The sequence below is a fragment of the Bacillus sp. cl96 genome, from assembly GCF_900100505.1.
Taxonomy (GTDB): Bacteria; Bacillota; Bacilli; order Bacillales; family Bacillaceae_G; genus Bacillus_A; species Bacillus_A cereus.
The window spans coordinates 551,115-570,066 of record NZ_FNDM01000001.1; the positions used below are offsets into that span (position 1 = coordinate 551,115).

Genomic DNA, 18,952 nt, shown 5'->3' on the forward strand with positions numbered 1-18,952 from the left:
AATTGTAGATGAACGATAATGAAAAACAACTTGATTTACGTATTAGACGTACACATAAATTACTGTGGGATTCCTTATTTGAATTAATGACGCAATCAAAACAGAAATATAGTACGATTACGATTAACCAAATATGTGACCGTGCAATGGTACACCGAACAACCTTTTATAAACACTTTGAAGATAAAGATGCTTTATTAGCATTTGGATTTAAACGATATAGCAAGATGATTGCTGAAATACCGGTTTCAGATCGATTAAGTAAACCATTTCAAGTAATGGAACAATTTCTACACCATGAAGAAATCGGTAAAATATTAGAAACGCAAATGTCTGATGAACAATTTATTAACCGAACACAATATTTAAGTCACGAAACGAGAAAACAAGAAATAGAAGCGTTAAATCAACTGCACAAAAATCATACGATGCCCAATGATTTAATCATTGAATTTTATTCAGGGGCAATCACCTCATTAAGCGCATGGTGGTTTAAAAATAAAAAAAGCGTTTCTGCTGCTGAAATGGATAGGTATCTCCACCAACTTATTAACCGGGATATTTTTCAGTTTGAAGAGGAATAAGACTGCACCTTTTCAATCATGCAATCAAATTGACCATAAAATAGGAATATGATATATTTTCGGTAGAGTACTATATAAGTATGACATCCACTAAAATGGCATATAATAAAAGAAGAGATGCGCTAACATCTCTTCCCTAACTGCTACCGTATGGGTGGTAGTTATTATAAGCTATTTCTTTTTACGAAACCCACCCTTCTGCTTCCTACGGCGCGGAGTGGGTTTTTTGTTGTCCTTATCTAGAAGTTGCTTCCGCAAAAAATACGCTGAAACTTCGCGCACAGTCGCTTTGACAAACTCTTTTACAAGATCAAACAAAAAGTCCATATTATCACCTCCTTTCCTTCCAAATAGAAAGAAGGGATAACCACCCACCCTCACAATATGCAGTTGACTTTATTTTATCAAATAATTGTAAAGATATTATGTGAACAAAATAAAAGGAGGTGAAAAAGATGGCAAGATCTTTCATTATAAAGAACAAATGTAGTTTGAATGGTGAAACAACAACACCAGTAATTGTAACAATTAAATCATGGCAAAGGTTAGTAGACGCTTTAGAAGGTAAGTATTACAATTTTAAAGATACTTACCTAGAAGACATTGTGAAGTTAATGTCCTACGAAGAACGAATTGCAGATGAAGAGGGATTTGTTGCAAAAGCAAAGCCATCTGTTTCACTGAAAATGAAAAAAATTGTAGATGAAATAAGTGCATTTGATAAAAACGAAGGCAGAAAACATAAGCTATACGGTATTACAAATGCTGATTTAGAAGTATTTCTATTTCTTCATAAAAAATGTAATACATATGGTGAGCTTTCACATGTATCGATCCACATGCTTAAGGGTTACAGCAGTTTCCAATAAAATATTACTTGTTTTAAAAATGTGAAACGTTATAGCTATATGATGGCTACAACTTTCACTTTAAAACTTACAACACCCTATATGTACCAGGGGTTACAGCAGTTTTCAATAAAATATTACTTGTTTTAAAAACATGAAACGTTATAGCTATATGATGGCTACAACTTTCACTTTAAAACTTACAACACCCTATATGTACCAGGGGTTACAGCAGTTTTCAATAAAATATTACTTGTTTTAAAAACATGAAACGTTATAGCTATATGATGGCTACAACGTTCAAATGAAAAATGTTAAAAGGAATTTCCTCCTAATATCTTCTTATATTTTATGTAATCTACATATTTGACCTTTTCTACGTCCTTTGATTACTTACTGCACATAGTCATACAGATTTTTCGCTAACAACAAACAAGTTACTGTAATGAAAAGGGCGCGAACATACCCGCTGCCTTTTTTTATAGCAAATTTGGAGCCGGCGATTCCTCCAGCAATTTGAGCAATCCCCATTATAAAACCATACACATAGTTTACTTGCCCTACATACATAAACATCAACAATGCACCAACGTTACTTCCTAAATTAAGAAACTTCGCAGTACCTGCTGCTTTTAAAAAATCATACCCAATAAATAAAAGAGAAAACATTAAAAATGAACCTGTACCAGGACCTAAAAATCCATCATAAAAACCAATAGCAAAAATAAAAAAGGTAAAAATAATGACGTGTCGGCCAGACAATTTTTTATGAGTGGAAATACTTCCCCAATCCTTCTTGAATATCGTATAAATAGCGACCACACCAAGCATGATCAGCATTAATGGCTTCAATACTTCTGGATTCATTAAATGAACGGTCCATGCCCCTATTATGGAACCTATGAAAGTGATTGGAAATAATTTAAACGCCGATTTCAAATTAAGATTACCAGAACGATAAAACACAATATTACTAGTTGCACTTCCCATTGTCGATGCCAATTTATTCGTGGCTACTGCACTTGCTGGATTCAATCCTGTAAATAATAAAGCTGGTAAGGCGATTAATCCACCACCACCTACAACTGAATCAATAAATGCAGCTACAAATCCAAAAACAATCAAAATCATTAATACAGATGGGTCTAAATAAAAATCCATACTAGTAGCCTCCCCTTTAGTCACTATTGTAATAGTAACTATCAATTTGCTAAATGTAAAGAGTTATTGTAACGTTGAAATATAAAAGCAAACATCGGAGGACGAAAAAAGTGGACTACATAGTGCAACAGCTTAAAAAAATTGGTTTCAATGAATATGAAGCTAAATCTTATGTATCTCTTGTTAAACAAGGGCCTGTCACAGCCTACCAAGTGAGTAAAGATTCGGGTGTCCCAAGAGCGCGAATTTATGAGATTTTAGGTAACCTTGTAGAAAAAGGCATTGTCATGAAAGAAGAAATAAATGACACCACTCGCTATTCACCTCTACCTGTTGAAATCTTTTTACAGAAGGCGCAATCAGAATGGCAGTCTACATATGAAGGAATAAGTGATTCATTAAAAAAACTAGAAACTTCCGAGGAAAAAACGGATAATCGAGTCATTACTTTAAAAGACAATCAAACAATCATTAGCTATTCTCAGGCATTAATAAAAAAAGCAGAACGACGTATTGTCATTTCAATGTGGGATGAGATGTATGAAGCATTAAAAGAAGATCTATCTGAAGTAGCTGATAAAGTTACAATACAAGGTATTACCCTACATGTTGAAAATCCCATTAAAAATCTAGAAGCCCATCGCATAACACCTTATACAGAAACCTTGTCTACAGAACATTGGTTTATTGTATCGATAGATTCTAAAGAAATGATTTATGGACCATCACTTGCAGAGCGTAATATTGCTTTTTATACAGATGACCCCGTCCATATATACTTATTAGAGGATTATGTATGGCATGATGTGTTAGTAAATCGACTTGTCCGACGTAACCAAGATGATTTGCAGCAGTGGATTACGGCAGAGAGAAAGACTTTCTTTATGGGGAAATAAGAAGCATATTCAAGAGCAAATAAAAAATTTTGCGTATTAAACCTAACAACTTCTCCGTACAAAAATAGCCGACTATTATATAGTAAATATTCGGCTATTTTTGTATAAATTTATACAGACGCTGCCATTACCCCAGCGATTAATGAGATAAACGCTTCTCCCACTCTTTTACCTTTTCAATTGTTACATCTAATTTTTTAGCTATTTCTTCTACACTCATTCCTTTAAAGAGCATTCCAGCTGCCGAAAGTGCTTTATCAATTTCTTCTTGCTTCTCTTGCTCATATAAACGACCTACTTTTGTCATCCGTAACCACTCCTTTACCTTTTTATATGCCTTCTTCTATTTTATCATCCAATCTCCACAAACCGCCCAAACTCCTTCAAAAACCTCAGCTTAAAACTCCCCACAGGCCCATTCCGGTGCTTCGCCACATGAATCTCCGTCATCTCTTTCTGCACTGTTTCCTTATCGTAATAATCCTCTCGATACATAAGCATAATGACATCCGCATCTTGCTCAATTTGTCCGGTCTCTCTTAAATCTGATAAAAGCGGACGCTTATCTTGCCGCGACTCTACAGAACGAGATAACTGTGACAGTGCTACTACACAAACATTTAATTCACGTGCTAATAACTTAAGCTTACGAGAAATCTCACTAATCTCTTGAAATCGATTGCCCTTATGCTTCGGATCGCCCGTAATGAGCTGCAAATAATCTACAATGACTAAAAGCTTTTTATCACCGTGTTTCCGCTTTAACTTACGGGTTTGCATCCAAATATCTTGTACCGTAACGCCTGCATTATCGTAAATCTCAAATGGCAACTCACCAATCTCCGCAAACGCCTTACTTACCTTCTCCCAATCTTCCATCGCAAAACGATGCTTCGGATTTTTCAGCCTGCCTCCTGACACTTCACCTACACAAGAAGCCATCCTTTTTAACAATTGCTTACTACTCATTTCTAACGAAAACAATCCAACTGCCGCTCCAGACTTCGCCGCATGTAGTCCAACATTAAGCGCAAACGCAGTCTTCCCCATAGAAGGACGCGCACCAAGAACGACAAAATCACCTTCCTGAAGTCCACACGTCATTTTATTTAACGATGTATAACCAGACTCAATACCAGTAATCTCTTTCACATCTTGATGAAGCTCCTCATACAAATCAACTAACGCATCCTTCAAATCAAACTCACATACAGAGTCTTTTTCCTCTAACTCACAAAGTGCCGTAATCGTCTCACCAATAATTTCCTCATTCTTCTCCGCAATAAGGCGCTCTCCCATCTTGTGCCCGAGAACACCCGCCTGATACATTTTCCAAGCACCTCGAACAAGCCCCTCATAATAAGAGAAATTGCTAGTAGTAGGCACACCATCCATTAACCCTATAAAATACTCCATTCCCCCGATACCCTCTAAAAACTTCGGATCTACCCGAGAAATGAACGTCACAAGATCAATCGGTTGCCCCTCTCCTTCCATCTTTCGCATTAACTGAAATATAGACTTATGTACTGGCATAGAAAAATACTGCTCCGTCAAACGGCACTCCTTAATAAGCTCTCCATCAATTAATAGAGAACCTAGCACCGTCTTTTCCGCCTCCACATTTTGAATACTCATGGCCGCCACCCGCGCTCCGCTAAAAAGCGCTGCAACTCTTCCTCAGATGGCGCATTCTTCTCCCACTCCTCACACCTCGCCAAAAACTCCTCCGTCTCCCCCGTACTAACAGACGACTCCTTCTTCCGAAACTTAGCCGTATCTGCCTCAACCTCACACACTTTCGTAAACCCTTTCCCGTGCCAGCCTCTCAAAATGCCCTTCACATAAGCAACCGTCCGCTTATTATTCTCAAACGCAATTTGAAGCGCCTTCAACACAAGCTCCTCTGACAAATCTTCCATCCACGCACTCAGTTCCTCCACCGCAAAAGGAGACAAACTACCGAAATGTTGCTCATAAAAAGAAAACACACGACTTCCCGTTTCTTCCTCTATAACCTCTTCTTCCACCTCTGTCTCCTCACAAACTGGCTCAACATCATCTACAGCCAAATCACTCGGCATACCGAAATGCGCTAAAAGCATTGGAACATTCAGCTCCTCCTCTACGCACTTCTGAAGAAACATATGTATAAACTCCTTATTCTTCACACCCTTAAGCTCACGAAGCACACACTTCTCCACATTCGTATTCGTCACAGGATTATAACGAAGCCAATTCAAAACGAATAACTCCCGCGTATCCGCATCATAAAGAATCTTCCCATAATCAATGAAGCGCTGCACAAGCTTATCAACAGTCTCCCGATTATAACCCGTCTCCATCTCAGCTAACCGCTTCGGAAAAGGAAAAATCCCACACTGCGTCGTCTTCGAACAAGTTAACAAATAAACATAAAAATACCGCTCCTCCGGCGTCAAATCCAAAACAAAATCATCCTGCCAAAAATTCACCTGCACATTACGATAGACCGCCATCAAAGTTCCTCCCGTCCCCATTCAAAATGTAAAAGCCCCTTTGTAATATATATAGGCGGGAGGGCCGGGTTTTTGGCGTGTTATTTCAAAATTTTTTTTGACTACTACTACGGTGTTTGTTGGTGTTTTTGTTTTGTTATGTTTTTTCTTAGTGATTTATTACTTGGTAGGGGCTTGGAAGGGGCTTAGGAGGGGTTAGTTATCGGTTACTTCAATTAGAAAGACTCGATCTGAGAAGCCACCTCTTTCTTTTGCTTTCTTTTTACGGATGTTGTTGATTTCTTCTAGTGTTGTGCCTTCGTGTTCGGCTAGGGCGTTTATTAGTTCTAGTAGGTCGGATAGTTCTTCTAGTTTATCGGGTTTTGTTTTTGCTTCGATATATTCTGTTAGTTCTTCTTGTGTTTTCTTGCAGAGTTCTTCTATATATTCATCTTCGTTTAGGATTCTTGTTGTGGGTGTTTTTCCGTTGGATTTTATTATTTGTGGGATTTTGTTTCTGATTAGTTTGTTGTAGGTTGGCATGGGATTTTTCCTCCGTTTGGTTTTTCTTCTATTATAATGGAAAAGCAGTTTAACTAGGTGTTAAACTGCTGGATTGCTTCTTTTATATAGTTTTCTTCTTTGGTTGTAAAGAGGGTTGGGAATTCAGATAGTGAGAAGTTTGATTTTTGGATTATATTCTCTATATCACTTTGAGGTATATCAAGATAGTTCGTTACTCCTTCTATTAAATTGAAAAATTCCTTCAAAGTAACTTGAACGTCATGATGACTCGGATCCTTCTCTTCTTCCTTATACTTTTTCAACTTCCCTATCACATCCATAAAACGCCGATCAAACTTTTCTTTTAATTCCTTATTATTATAAAACGCTTGAATACTCTCCGTTGAAAAGTGTTCCTCTAACCATTCTTTATTTTCTTTCTCCCATATGAAGGTTTGCAAAAACGAAGAAAACAAAGCGACATCCACTCGTTCTTCCTTTTGAAACTTCTTCGTCATCTCATCCATATGCGAAAGCACCTTCGCAATTCTTTCTTGCTCTGCCAAAAGCAATTCCCTTTGAAAATGCATTTGCCTTAAAAATTCTTCCGTCTCTATATCACGCTGCAATATAATATTTTGAATTTCCCCCAGCGAAAAACCAAGATGCTTAAACGATTGAATTTGCTGCAGCACATACAAATCATCTTTCGTATATAACCGATGCCCACCCTCAGTATAATCGCTCGGCTTTAATAAATTAATCTTGTCATAATAACGAAGCGTCCGCACCGTAACATCTCCAACACTTGCAAACTCACTAATCATCCACGCCATATCCTCACCTACTCCGACAACTTATCTTTCACATACTGAAGCATATGAGAAAAACTCATCTCATTCTGCCGACAATATTGAAACAAACCCACAGCAAGCAGTAAAAAAGGAACATGCCCTCTATAACGATTTTCATACTCGCTAATACCATCATAAAAGTACTCATACTTTCTTTTTCGTAAAACAATATAAATCGCAATAAACAACACTGCAACCATAACAAAAAATTGCTTCTCCTTTATCTCCACTTCTTTTTTCATCACCTATTCTCCTTCCACTATATACTTATCTTCTTTAAATAACGGAATTCGAATGAAATAACAATATGGTTCATCGCGTATTACTTTCCACGCAACAATGAGCACTTGAATTACCTCAAAAATAAATACAATCCAAAACAAAACATCACTAATACGCGAACTAATATTAAATAGAAGAAAAATTAACAAGTGAAAGTTGAACGCCTTTCGGTAATGATATTTGTACACTTCATTTTTACGTGCCAGTGTGATGTACATGAGTATTGGTGAAAAGATTCCAATTGCGGCTGAAAGTAGTAGCATAATGATGGTGTTTCTTTTTTCTTTTGTGGTGGTTTTCATGAGTGGTTTGGTCCCCCTTTTTTATTTTGTCTTCTTTAGATTAGGGGGTGACGTTGGGGGAGGTGCAAGGGATACGTGTATCTTTTAAATAGACAGGCAACGCATATTTTTATACCCTAACATATATATAAATAAATTAAATATCTATCTAAATTTATACATAACACCATTTCATCAATAACCGCCCTTTTTAATCTTTCCTCTAGCTTTTTCTATATTCACCTTTCTTTTTCAAGCAATATAACATTTTCATCCTTTATAGAACTCATAATTTACTTTCCATACATGAGAAACTAGCCCTCTCCTTAGTAAATTTGCATAAGTCCTTTAAATGTAATTTAATTTTTATTCTTCTAAAAAAGAAAAAGCTCTAATTCAATCAAGTGAATAGAGCCTCTTTTCATTACCCATATAAAATATATTATACTTGCACAAATCCTCAAAAATAACTTAATCTTACTTCCCCTTAAGTTATGTATCTATCCCTAATATTGTTACAGATTATAGTTATATACTTTACTCAAATTCTACTTTGTGTTCCCATTCTATGTCCTCAAAATCAATATTATTATGAGAAATGGATATTGGGGGAAGTTCTATTACCGAATCTTCATTAAATTTATTTATTTCTATTTTTCCGTATTCAACATATGTTGTTCCTTCGCTTGTTCTAAAATAGCAATAAACCTCAATTTCATCATAGTTAGAAATATTCACTTCCATCTCTGTATGATTCTCTTCTAATGGATTTTCAAAATCAATAAAATAAATATTATAGTTATACCCCGTCGGATAAAACGGACTAGAAAACATACCTATATTATTTCTAGGAGAAGGGTTGAGTTTATCTCCAATTCGAATTATTCCTGTAATACTTTCTTTAAATGATTCTGCTTCATCTATGACTATAACTTTCTTTTGAAATTGGCTTGTATATGCAAATTTCACTTTCTCCTCTTTTGGAAAGTAAGGAGTACATAAAAGATCCATAGCCTTAATACTTTTCTCTTTTTTTGTTTTATCATAGCTGATTCCATAGAGAAGTGGTAGTATCTCTACATTAGTAATTGGTAAATTTACATTAAGATTACCCAATAAAATATTATTTTCTTTCTTGAAAATTAAGCTACTAGAACCTGCACATAAGTCTTTAGTTTTTATTTTACTTAACTTATTCCCATTTAATATATTCTTTGGGACGTCTAAATTCCCTGTAATTCTAACACTAATTAATGTAAACATTAAAGAGGTAAAAAGCGTAAGTAACACTACACCAGCAAACGTTATCTCAGCTATGTCTTCTCCTAAAAAATAACCAATACTAAGCCAAATTCTAATTGTAGCAAGTAAAAAAAGAACTGTAAGAATTATCGCCCAGTTATTAAAGTTAATAAATATTGGTTTAAATCTTAGTAAAACGGGCTCACTTAGTAGCCTTTCATATAAAGTAAATTTACTTTTCAAATTCGATTTATTATAAGCCTTTTCATCTCCATTAATAATGTCTTCCATTTCCCATGAAAGTGTTTTACACTTTTGGATTATTTGTTGCTTGTTCAATGAAATAAATATAGTCACAAGAGCACTGACTGTTAATAATCCTGCTGCAATAGCAACTGCAAATGTTAAATTTTGATTAAGACTATCATTACTAAACTCGCCAACAAGTAATTTACCAAAATTATATATGTTTCCCATAAATCCCCCACAAAGATATACTTTATCTCGCCTTATTTGTTATTTTTTCTACTTAATATAAAAAACTTATATTAACAACTAAAAATTAATATACTAAACTCCCTTTGTACTAAATACAAATTTGAAAACCAAATGGAGAATTTCCTCACGAATAACACTTATTCCATTACAATACTAGAAAATTTCATAAGCACTATTTGATTCTTCCTTTTATCAATTTAATCGGGTAATTTTTCTAAAGTTTAACCCCCTCTATCTAACAAGACCTAATAAAATTAACTTTATTGCCCCGTAAATATTAACAAAACTAATAAATGAAAAAATAAATGGTAAGAATATTTTTATTCCATCCCCTATTAAATCCTCTACTACATTCATAAATTTTAAAATAATTATATATACACATTATAATACTGTATTCTTTATTAACTTCTTTCTATTTTAAAAATATTTTATTTCATCACTCCTTTATCATATAAACAAGATAATTAAATAAAAAAACTGTTTCTATACTTTTATATTTACTGTAGATAATGAGAAGTAAAATTTCTTTATTTAATCTAGAATATCCTTAAATTTATCCTTTTCTCTTATATATATTGATTGCTATTCATGTTGAACCATACTATTTTAGAGTGTATTAAGAAAGAAGGATTTCAATTTTAATTATATTTTCTGCAATTTGAATGTTAATAAATTTTTCTTTGACTAATATACTTTCATTTTTAGTGTGTTATAAATATGTAATTAGCATTCTTAGAGTAAATTGTTTCTTCATTATCATTTTAAAATTCTTTTTATACTAAAAAATAATTCCTATTAACTTGAAATGTTAAGCTATTTAATACTTACAAAAATCCCTATTCTAAATTCGAAGAAATTAATATTTCTCATTTCACAAAAAATGGGTACTGATGTAGTTATAACAGCCTTATTTGTTTGTAAATAATACTTTAGTGACTATTAATTCCTTGTTATCATCCTAATAACTAAAAATTCTATATACAAAATACTTATATCTTCTCTTCCTTACATTATTTTTACTATTAATTAGAACCTACTCTTAATTTACTTTTTCTTTAATATAGAATCTACTTTTCTCTACTAACTCATAACACTCTTAAAAATTACAAAATCCTAGTAATTTCACTAGGATTTCTTTTATCTATCATTTATCCAGATACGCTCGCCTCTCACTACTTTTAAGAGAAGAATATTTTCTAAAGTGTATCTAAAGTTCCTAACTACCAATAACAACAATTTATAACATTTTATCCTCCCTATTTCCCCAAAAACTATAAAACCTTTTTGAAATTTATTTTCGTTTGAAACAACTGATTTATTTAGGTATTAAATAATATGATTAATATTATAGCTAATATTTTCAATTTCATAAGCTATTTCCGAGTTACTAAATATAAATTTATAAGGATCTTGAATAACGACCGGAGGAGAATCAAATTTAGAGTCAACAAGATACAAAAAATAATTCTCTCTTAATTTCTTAGATTGTGCTATTTCATTTCTGCTTATAAAAAATCTATTGACATACCCTGAATAACATTTAACCTCAATAAATTTATCATACTCATCACTTTTATCATCTATAAAAGACATTATGTCATATCCAATATTATTATCGTCAAGCGCGACATGTTTAATTTCACGTAAAGAATTAAACCTACTACGTTCTAGTTTTAAAACATACTTTTCAGCTTGCTCTCCTAACTCATTTTGCTTTTCTAATTGCTTTAAGAATTGCTCCTTGCTAATTTTCCGTGAGAATTTTTGCAAGTAATCTGAAAAAACACCATCAATCCGATAAAATTGCTTTATTTGAGATTTCATTATAGATTCTGAGAGTAATAATAAATTTCGAAGTGCATAGAACTCTTGATTAATTTTAATATAAAAATCGAAATCAATCCTATGTAATTCACATACCTTATTTTTGATTAATAAATTTAAAATATCTTTTATTATAGAGCTATGACTATACTCAGTGTCTATAACTTTATACTTCGTAATCTCATTTTCTTCAATTATGAAAAGATATCCTAGCACCTCAAATAACCTTAAGGTATCCCCTAGATTCATATTTATCACTATGTCATTTGAAAAATATGTATGCAATTCTTGAAAAGATCTATACTCTGACTTTAAAACATTTAGCACCAATATACATTTATGCAAATCAGCATATGCCCGACAGTTAACGATTTTTGCTAACATAGTTTTCAATCAACGCCTTAATATCACTTTTATCAATCTCTTCATCCAATACTTGGAATAAGGGTATGTCAGAGTTTTCAGTTACACGAATCATTAAATTTTCTTTTTCAATCAGCCTATCATCAATCACTTCATCAATCGAATTTTCGGTTATTAGATAATAATAATTTGTTATAGTGTTCATACCTAATCCATAACGATGTATCCTATCTTTAGATTGAACGTATCTCGCCCCATCAAAGTTTCGTTCTAAATAAATTGCATTGTGGCAAGCTTTATGTAAAGAAATAGATTCTGCTACAGCAAAAGGATTCGCAATGATAACCTTGAACTCAGACTCATCACTATGGAACTCCCTAATTATTTTCTCCCTAGTTTCCACAGCCTCATCTAAACCTTCTGATTCTACCTTAGTTTTTCCATATAAAATTTTACACTCTATTCCGTTTTCTAGAAGATAATCCGAAAATCTTTCAACAGTATCTATATAAATAGCCCAAACAATTACCTTTTCATCTCTTCTAATTAAATCCTGAATTAACTTTAAAGCAGCATCAAATTTAGGAGGAACTGAATTTGTCCGCTCATAGTTAATCAAGGTATTAATTAATTCTTCATCAAATGTTTTTGGGGAATAATCTATGCCTGAAATCCCTTCTTGAATTGGCTTTAATAATAAATATGGGTTACTTGCTGCTTGCATTAGCCTAATTATTTTAGCTTTTTTAAACTCATCTACTAGACCTACGTCATTATCAACTAAATCTTTAATAGTCTTTTGTTCTAGGGTCTCATAGATTAATTTTTGAGTACTATCCATGGGTACCACAATAGGTGGATTTTCCACTTTATCAGGCAAACCTAAATCTTTCTTTTTGATTCTCACAAAATAAGGAGAGATATCATCAATTAACAGCTGTATTCTAGGGTCTCGAGGATTCTCTGTCATATCATCCAATTGATTTAAACTATAATTTATTAATTCTTTATTAGGCCAAATAAATTTAAATAAATTATATAAGTCCCTATATCCGTTAGGAGCAGGAGTTCCAGTTAAAATCACCCTACCTTTAGCTAACGGAGCCAAATCTAATATAGTTTCAGCTATACTACCTCCATCTGTATTTTTTATTTTATGCGCTTCATCAAGTACGATCATTACATCATTATTTTTTAAAAAGAACTCTAAATTTTTCTTTTGATTAATAATACCTTGATACGAAATTAAAGTTAATTCAGCAGTATCTCTACTAAAAAAATATCTTTTTCTTAATTCACTTGAAAGATTCCCCCCCGAAAGCCTTTTTACTTCAGGTGCTCTTCCAAAACAATCTTTAAATTCATTTTCCCATGGGCCAAAGGAACTTAGTGGTCCTATCACAAGTACTTTATTTACAAATTGTTTATGTGTTATATCTAGTGAATTTAAATAACTATATGCTCCATAGACTATACTTGTTTTACCGGCTCCCGGAACTGAAAAATTACAAGCATTCTGAGAAAAAGCTAAGTGATATGCAGCCAACAGCTGCAATGGATATAAAGTACGTACCAAATTTCCATTTAGCGATTCACAGAATTTTCGAAATTCACCTTCATTTACATTTCTATTCCAAATATCTTTTGCTTTATTTGAGAACTCTTTAAAATCCATTTCTTCCTTATACAAATTAACTAATGTATGGTCTGCTTCTGTATCTAAAAGTAAACTAATTTGTTTTTTAGATAAATAATCACTTAATTCAGAAATAACATTCTCATTATTTTTCGGGATTTCAAGACCTTTTTCAGTCTCAATTGCATCAAAAGCCCTCTTCAAATGGAATATGATACGTTTATTGAGCTTTTTAGTATCTTCACCCGATAGTAAATAACTTTCTTTAAGAGAATTAATTTTTAAATTTTCCATATTATTCACACCGTTTGATTTAGCTGTTTCTTAACCGTTTTAGAAAGGTTATAAGCTAAATTATTTATTTCTTTAATTGTTGCTAATACATCTTCACTATATAAACTTTCCTGATGTTCATCAATTTCTAACAACGCATTTTTAGCTCGTTCTAACAGTGTTAATGGTTTGTCAGCTTGTTGAATATTATCTAACTTACTTTTACTGTATTTTAAATTTTCTTTTATTGGTTTAATAACTTTCTTTGTCCATTCTTCATCACGTTCAGTTAAGCTATCAATTATTTCTTCATCATTATTCGCTCTCGATAAAAACACATCAATAGGATCTTCTTCGATTTCTTCAACATTTTCAAAATGTTTATCTCTAAATTCTTGCCACAGTTTTTTGGAAGCAAAAAAGCTTTGAGGAACCGTTGATTTCCCATTTTTAGCTATATTTCTAAATTCTTTCCCTTCATATTGTGCACGAATGTAATCAAAACTAATTTGCAGCATTTCAGAAATATCATCATCTTGAGGATTCCAGTTCGTTTTTGCGTTTCCACTTCGATTTCTATATGCTTTTTCATAATTATTTAAATCTACAAACTGTCCCTCTCGTTTATCTAACATTGCATACATATTATTATAACCATAGTAATCTAGGTACTGATCCATTAACTCTAAAATATCCAAATACTTCTGGATATTTTTAGAACTTCCTTCTCCCATCATATCCGCTATATCTTCAATTGAATATCCTACTTCTTTTAACTGCTGGCATTTTAAATATTTCTCAGTAGCGTTATAATCAAGTTTTTCCTCACGCCCCATTTGATACATAGTTTCGAGCTGAAGAATTTCTTTTTGCCCAACATTATCATCAAGGATAATAGCATTAAAGTAACTGCAAGGTCTTACATCATAATTTTTACTATATTCCTCTTTATTATTATTTATTTTATTTAAAAGAGAGGCTCTTCGATTCCCATCAATTATATAGCCATTTTTAGTGACAATTCCATATTCTTGCTGACCAATTTTCAAAAGACTCTTTAAAGTTTTCTTGTTTCTATCATGCTTCGAATCCCACAAAAATTGTTCGATAATAGAAATATCATTCTGATTTTCAGGATTTAACTTATGAGAAGTTACTTCAAACGTTTTTACTTTCGTACCTATTCTTCCGTTATAAGGGTTATAAACCAAATACTCCAAAGGTATTTGGTAAACATTAAATCTTCTTTCTTGTCCCTTATAAAATAGCTTTACACCGGTCATAATTGGTTGACTTTTTTTGATTTCGTTTAGTTTCTCTATTCTTAAATCTTCACTTAATGCCTTTGTTTTAGATGCCATCTTCAATCCCCTTTAAAATATTTTCTAACAGATAATATGACGTAACAATTTTCATAGAAATTTCTTTACCTATTTCCTTGATAAACACAAATCTATCAAATTGGTTATTAGATTCTACAAATTCCTTAATAGCTTGTAATAATTCATCCGGTCCAACGCCATCTCTATCTTCAACGGTTTTACAATATTGAATTTGGATATTTTCGAAAGAATAAGTTTCTCTAATATACTTTTTTATAAATTTAGTGATTTTTAATATTTCCTCTTGCTCATATAAACATAAATTCACAAAAATATTCTCGTATACTTTGGCATTTTTGCCCTGAGAATAATGAATTTTTGTTTTCCAATGAACAACCCCATCAGAAAATTGGTTTTCTAAACCAACTCTGTAAGATTTCTCTATAATATATGGTACATGATAACTATACTTGGATTCAAACTTTTTTGGTTTTTCTTTCTTTAAATCAAAAACAGTCCCATTTAAATTTGTAAAAAGTATATCCTTATTAAATTTTTTTCGAACTGAAAATCTATCGTTAGACATTTGATAATTTAGGTTTTGACGAATAACCTTTGCTATTTCGTAAGAGAATTTTGGAGTTACTGCATTGCCAATCATTCTATATTTTACAGAATCACTATCCCCGTAAAATCGAAAATCAATTGGGAATGACATTAATGTCGCTACTTCTCGAATAGTTGGGAATCTGTACCTGTTTTCAGAATCTTCTAAATTAAATATCATAGATTCCCTAGAAGATCCAGACAAGGTGGCCATAATTGTTCTCGCAGGCTTATCCTTATTCTCAGGAAATGCCATTTTCCCCATATAGCCCTTATCCTGTTTTTGGCGTTTAGCTTTTATCCATTCAAAATAAGGCACTTCTTTAACATAATGATGATCTGTTAATTCTTTACTAAGCATTTCAATTCCATAGATAGGATCCTTAACTATTTCAGAAGAATTAGAGTAGCTTAGAGGAGTTGGCTTACCTAACGCCTTTTGAACTTCTCCTAAAGTAATTATATCCTTCTCTCCATTTAATTCTTGTAAATCTGGATACAGGCCACATATAGAACGCTTTCGATTTGTAGGAACCCCAAAGTATTTCATATTAAATATTCTTTTTTGGGGAACATTTAATATGAAATCTCCTAATTCAGGCCAACTTAACTCCTCAGCTGTATAATTATCTTCTACAAATCCTAAAGAGTTTTCTACATTTTCCATAACCCAATATTTTAATTTGCTATTGGGCTTGCTCATCTTTCTTGCAACAATCCGTAGAAAAGCCTCAATTAATTTTATTCCCTCAGTCTTATCGGCTTTTCCTGATTTATTCGAGTTTGAAAAAGCAATACATGGCGGAGAACCAATTATAACCTCTGTATCTGGTATCCATTTCTCAAATTCTTCGTTATCTAACATGGATATTTCATAAATATCCCCCTTAAAAGCAATCTGCTTACCATTCCCATGGTTTTGATTATGTGTCAGAATTGCAGGTGCCCAAATGTCATAAGCTCTAACTATTTCAAAACCAGCTCTCTCAAATCCTTCTGAAAATCCTCCAGCACCGCAAAATAAATCAATAACTTTCAATTGTACTTCTCCTTCTTATTAAAAATATTTATTACTAAACCATTAGTTTATTTCAGCTCAATTAACCCTTTTTCACAAAATCGTTAATTATCATATAAAAATAAAAAACATTCTATATTTTGACGATAGAGATAACTCATATATTTCCCTATCCTATAACTGTTGATAACATACTTTATAACTTTTTTACATAAAAAAAAATCGTTCTTTTTAAAATAATCAAGTCTTTATGACCAACTTAATCGAAAAGAACGATTCTTTTTTGCTTTTAAATTATACCAAAGACTAACTCACTTTACCAATTTTCATGAGAGCCAACATGCTATGTAAAATTTATAACAATAATATATTTTTATATGTAACACACCATAACAAACATAGACAAATAACAAGTGAAATTATCAATATACATTGCTTCCCTTTAACCACTAAATTATTAGTCTTAATTAAAGAACATAATGAATGAATAATTATTACAAAACATCAGAAATTCACTTTAATTTTTAAGGAAACTAATCTTTTTTCAACTAATCAAGCTCAATTTTTTCTTCATCCTAATGCTAATACCCCAAAAGGAACTAACATTATATGGTGCACTACTTTCCTCTTGCATTCCTCAATTCATCATACATTTTATTTTCCTTATCGAGAAAGAATTTTATTCCTCCACTCCCCTTATAAAAACTCTCCCAACCCCGCTCCCTCAAAATCCCCTTCCAACTATCACTCTCCACCATCCTCTTAATCACACCATCCCAATAAGCAACCTCTTCCTCCGTCATATCTTTCGGGCCCATAATTCCTTTCCAGTGCTGGAATATGACGTCGATTCCTTGTTCTTTCCATGTTGGGATTTCTTGGAGTCGGTCTAGTCGTTTTGGTGCGGATACGGCTAGTATTTTTATTTTGCCGGCTTTGTATTGTTTTTCGGCTTCGGATAGGGTCATGGTTGCGGCGCTGATTTGTTTGTTCGTTAGGGCGTTTATGATTTTTTCTTTGTTTTCGTAGACGAAGAATTGTAGTTCGGCTGGATTTATGCCGAAGGCTTTGCTTACTTGTACGAAGGATAGGTGATCGTCGTTTCCTAGGCCGGGGGCAACGCCGATTTTGAAGTTTTTCTTGTTTTGTTTTAGTTGTTCCATTAGTTCGTTTGCGTTATCTATGGTGCTGTCTTTTGATACGACAACGACTTCCCAGTCCGATGCTAATGTTGCGAGCGGGGTGAAGTCTTTATATGTTAGTTTACTGTGGCCTAGTAGGTTGTTCGTTATGAGTAAGCTTGAGTTAATCGCCAGTACGTGACCACCTTTTTGTTTCGTATATTTCCATCCGACATCACCGCTGCCACCTACTTTGTTTGTGACAGTGATTGGTTTTGTGAAGATTTTTTCTTCCGTTAGTATTTTTTGCATCGCCCGTGCTGTTAAGTCCCATCCTGCTCCTTGAACGTTTGGTGCAACGATTTCTAATTTGTCGATGTTCACTTTATTCGTATGGGATTTTTCCGAGGAACAACCAGCTATTACTCCTGTCATGATCCATATACATAGTAATAATCGTTTTTTCATAGTCCTCTTCCTATTCGGTACTTTCGTTCTGGTCGTCCGATAATGCCGTATGTGTACTCTACTGTGCATTCGCCGGTCGCTACTAAGTATTCTAAATATCTTCTTGCGGTTGTTCTGGAGGCCCCCATTTGTTCTCCCATTTCTTCTATTGTAATGCCCTCTTCAAATCCTTTTATAATTCCTTTCACTTTTTGCAGTGTTAGCGGATCAACACCTGTCGGTAAGTTTTTCATTTCTTGTGTTTGTGAAGTACCGAAAAAGTTATCGATTAGCGCTTGATTTACTTCATTGTTACTATGTAATAGTTGCTTCTTTCTTTTATAGTCTTCAATTGTGCGAACAAATTTTTCTAACGTGACCGGTTTTATAAGGTAGTTGCTTACGCCGTTTCGAATCGCTTTTTCTAGCATATGGTTTTCATTCGCCGCCGTTACCATAATGACGTCAACACTTGGAAAGTCAGCATGGATTTTTGGTAATAAGTCGGTTCCGATCCCATCTGGTAAGTAATTATCTAATAGAAGCAAATCGATTTCTTCTCTTTGTAGTAATTCCATCGTTTCTTTCGCATTCAATGCTTTTCCAATCACTTTTACGTTCTTTATTTTCGATAAAAACTCTTCTTGAATTTGCGCGACGCGGAAATCATCTTCTGCAATTGCAACCTTCAACATATGCCCATCCCCCTGTT

The 18,952-nt window shown here is 33.2% G+C and carries 18 protein-coding genes and 1 pseudogene; 3 read left to right on the plus strand and 16 right to left on the minus strand.

The window, feature by feature from the left end; genetic code table 11:
- The first annotated feature begins 8 nt into the window (after window positions 1-8).
- A complete protein-coding gene (locus BLT20_RS03045; RefSeq protein ID WP_000999305.1) occupies window positions 9-584 on the plus strand; it encodes a TetR/AcrR family transcriptional regulator in 576 nt (191 codons plus the stop codon).
- A gap of 171 nt (window positions 585-755) precedes the next feature.
- Here the strand turns inward: BLT20_RS03045 and BLT20_RS30440 are convergent, their stop codons facing one another.
- Window positions 756-911 (minus strand): hypothetical protein, encoded by a 156-nt coding sequence (locus BLT20_RS30440; protein WP_000346676.1) that lies wholly within the window; start codon window positions 909-911, stop codon window positions 756-758.
- A gap of 128 nt (window positions 912-1,039) precedes the next feature.
- Between BLT20_RS30440 and BLT20_RS03055 the strand changes: the two are divergent.
- Window positions 1,040-1,429 (plus strand): annotated as a pseudogene (locus BLT20_RS03055) (hypothetical protein); the annotation flags it as partial.
- A 396-nt stretch (window positions 1,430-1,825) separates the two neighbouring features.
- Here BLT20_RS03055 and BLT20_RS03060 read toward each other — a convergent pair.
- A complete protein-coding gene (locus BLT20_RS03060; RefSeq protein ID WP_000348465.1) occupies window positions 1,826-2,593 on the minus strand; it encodes a TSUP family transporter in 768 nt (255 codons plus the stop codon).
- A gap of 110 nt (window positions 2,594-2,703) precedes the next feature.
- Here BLT20_RS03060 and BLT20_RS03065 point away from each other — a divergent pair, with 110 nt between their 5' ends.
- Window positions 2,704-3,489 (plus strand): TrmB family transcriptional regulator, encoded by a 786-nt coding sequence (locus BLT20_RS03065; protein ID WP_000384611.1) that lies wholly within the window; start codon window positions 2,704-2,706, stop codon window positions 3,487-3,489.
- Window positions 3,490-3,628: 139 nt separating this feature from the next.
- Here BLT20_RS03065 and BLT20_RS30445 read toward each other — a convergent pair whose 3' ends face one another.
- The 14 genes from BLT20_RS30445 to BLT20_RS03135 form a co-directional block, all read right to left on the minus strand.
- Window positions 3,629-3,796, minus strand: a complete 168-nt coding sequence (locus BLT20_RS30445; protein ID WP_000169783.1) for a hypothetical protein — start codon at window positions 3,794-3,796, stop codon at window positions 3,629-3,631.
- A gap of 44 nt (window positions 3,797-3,840) precedes the next feature.
- Window positions 3,841-5,127 carry a replicative DNA helicase gene (gene dnaB / locus BLT20_RS03075; protein ID WP_000027308.1) on the minus strand — a complete coding sequence of 429 codons (1,287 nt, stop codon included), beginning with the start codon at window positions 5,125-5,127 and terminating at the stop codon, window positions 3,841-3,843.
- Window positions 5,124-5,987: a DnaD domain-containing protein gene (locus BLT20_RS03080; protein ID WP_000312051.1), complete on the minus strand. Its 864-nt coding sequence runs from the start codon at window positions 5,985-5,987 to the stop codon at window positions 5,124-5,126. The genes dnaB and BLT20_RS03080 overlap by 4 nt, the downstream gene beginning before the upstream one ends.
- 195 nt (window positions 5,988-6,182) lie before the next feature.
- Complete coding sequence (locus BLT20_RS03085; RefSeq protein WP_001143672.1) at window positions 6,183-6,509, minus strand: nucleoside triphosphate pyrophosphohydrolase; 327 nt, start codon at window positions 6,507-6,509, stop codon at window positions 6,183-6,185.
- Window positions 6,510-6,562: 53 nt separating this feature from the next.
- A complete protein-coding gene (locus tag BLT20_RS03090) occupies window positions 6,563-7,306 on the minus strand; it encodes a MerR family transcriptional regulator (RefSeq protein WP_000312436.1) in 744 nt (247 codons plus the stop codon).
- A gap of 8 nt (window positions 7,307-7,314) precedes the next feature.
- Window positions 7,315-7,566 (minus strand): hypothetical protein, encoded by a 252-nt coding sequence (locus BLT20_RS03095; protein WP_000712444.1) that lies wholly within the window; start codon window positions 7,564-7,566, stop codon window positions 7,315-7,317.
- Window positions 7,567-7,569: 3 nt separating this feature from the next.
- Window positions 7,570-7,908, minus strand: a complete 339-nt coding sequence (locus BLT20_RS03100) for a magnetosome magnetite crystal formation protein family (RefSeq protein WP_000859122.1) — start codon at window positions 7,906-7,908, stop codon at window positions 7,570-7,572.
- Between the two features lie 516 nt (window positions 7,909-8,424).
- Window positions 8,425-9,606, minus strand: a complete 1,182-nt coding sequence (locus BLT20_RS03105; RefSeq protein ID WP_000526936.1) for a hypothetical protein — start codon at window positions 9,604-9,606, stop codon at window positions 8,425-8,427.
- A gap of 1,350 nt (window positions 9,607-10,956) precedes the next feature.
- Window positions 10,957-11,838, minus strand: coding sequence for a protein NO VEIN domain-containing protein (locus BLT20_RS03110; RefSeq protein ID WP_000879939.1), 882 nt, complete (start codon window positions 11,836-11,838; stop codon window positions 10,957-10,959).
- Window positions 11,819-13,747 (minus strand): DEAD/DEAH box helicase, encoded by a 1,929-nt coding sequence (locus BLT20_RS03115; protein WP_000429253.1) that lies wholly within the window; start codon window positions 13,745-13,747, stop codon window positions 11,819-11,821. The genes BLT20_RS03110 and BLT20_RS03115 overlap by 20 nt, the downstream gene beginning before the upstream one ends.
- Before the next feature lie 5 nt (window positions 13,748-13,752).
- Complete coding sequence (locus BLT20_RS03120; protein WP_000157331.1) at window positions 13,753-15,087, minus strand: hypothetical protein; 1,335 nt, start codon at window positions 15,085-15,087, stop codon at window positions 13,753-13,755.
- Entirely contained in the window at window positions 15,077-16,693 is a 1,617-nt protein-coding gene (locus tag BLT20_RS03125; RefSeq protein ID WP_000862953.1) for a DNA cytosine methyltransferase, read from the minus strand. Before BLT20_RS03125 ends, BLT20_RS03120 begins: the two co-directional genes overlap by 11 nt.
- A 596-nt stretch (window positions 16,694-17,289) precedes the next feature.
- Window positions 17,290-18,261 (minus strand): tripartite tricarboxylate transporter substrate binding protein, encoded by a 972-nt coding sequence (locus BLT20_RS03130; protein WP_000746623.1) that lies wholly within the window; start codon window positions 18,259-18,261, stop codon window positions 17,290-17,292.
- Window positions 18,258-18,935, minus strand: a complete 678-nt coding sequence (locus BLT20_RS03135) for a response regulator (protein ID WP_000921568.1) — start codon at window positions 18,933-18,935, stop codon at window positions 18,258-18,260. Before BLT20_RS03135 ends, BLT20_RS03130 begins: the two co-directional genes overlap by 4 nt.
- Window positions 18,936-18,952: the final 17 nt, after the last annotated feature.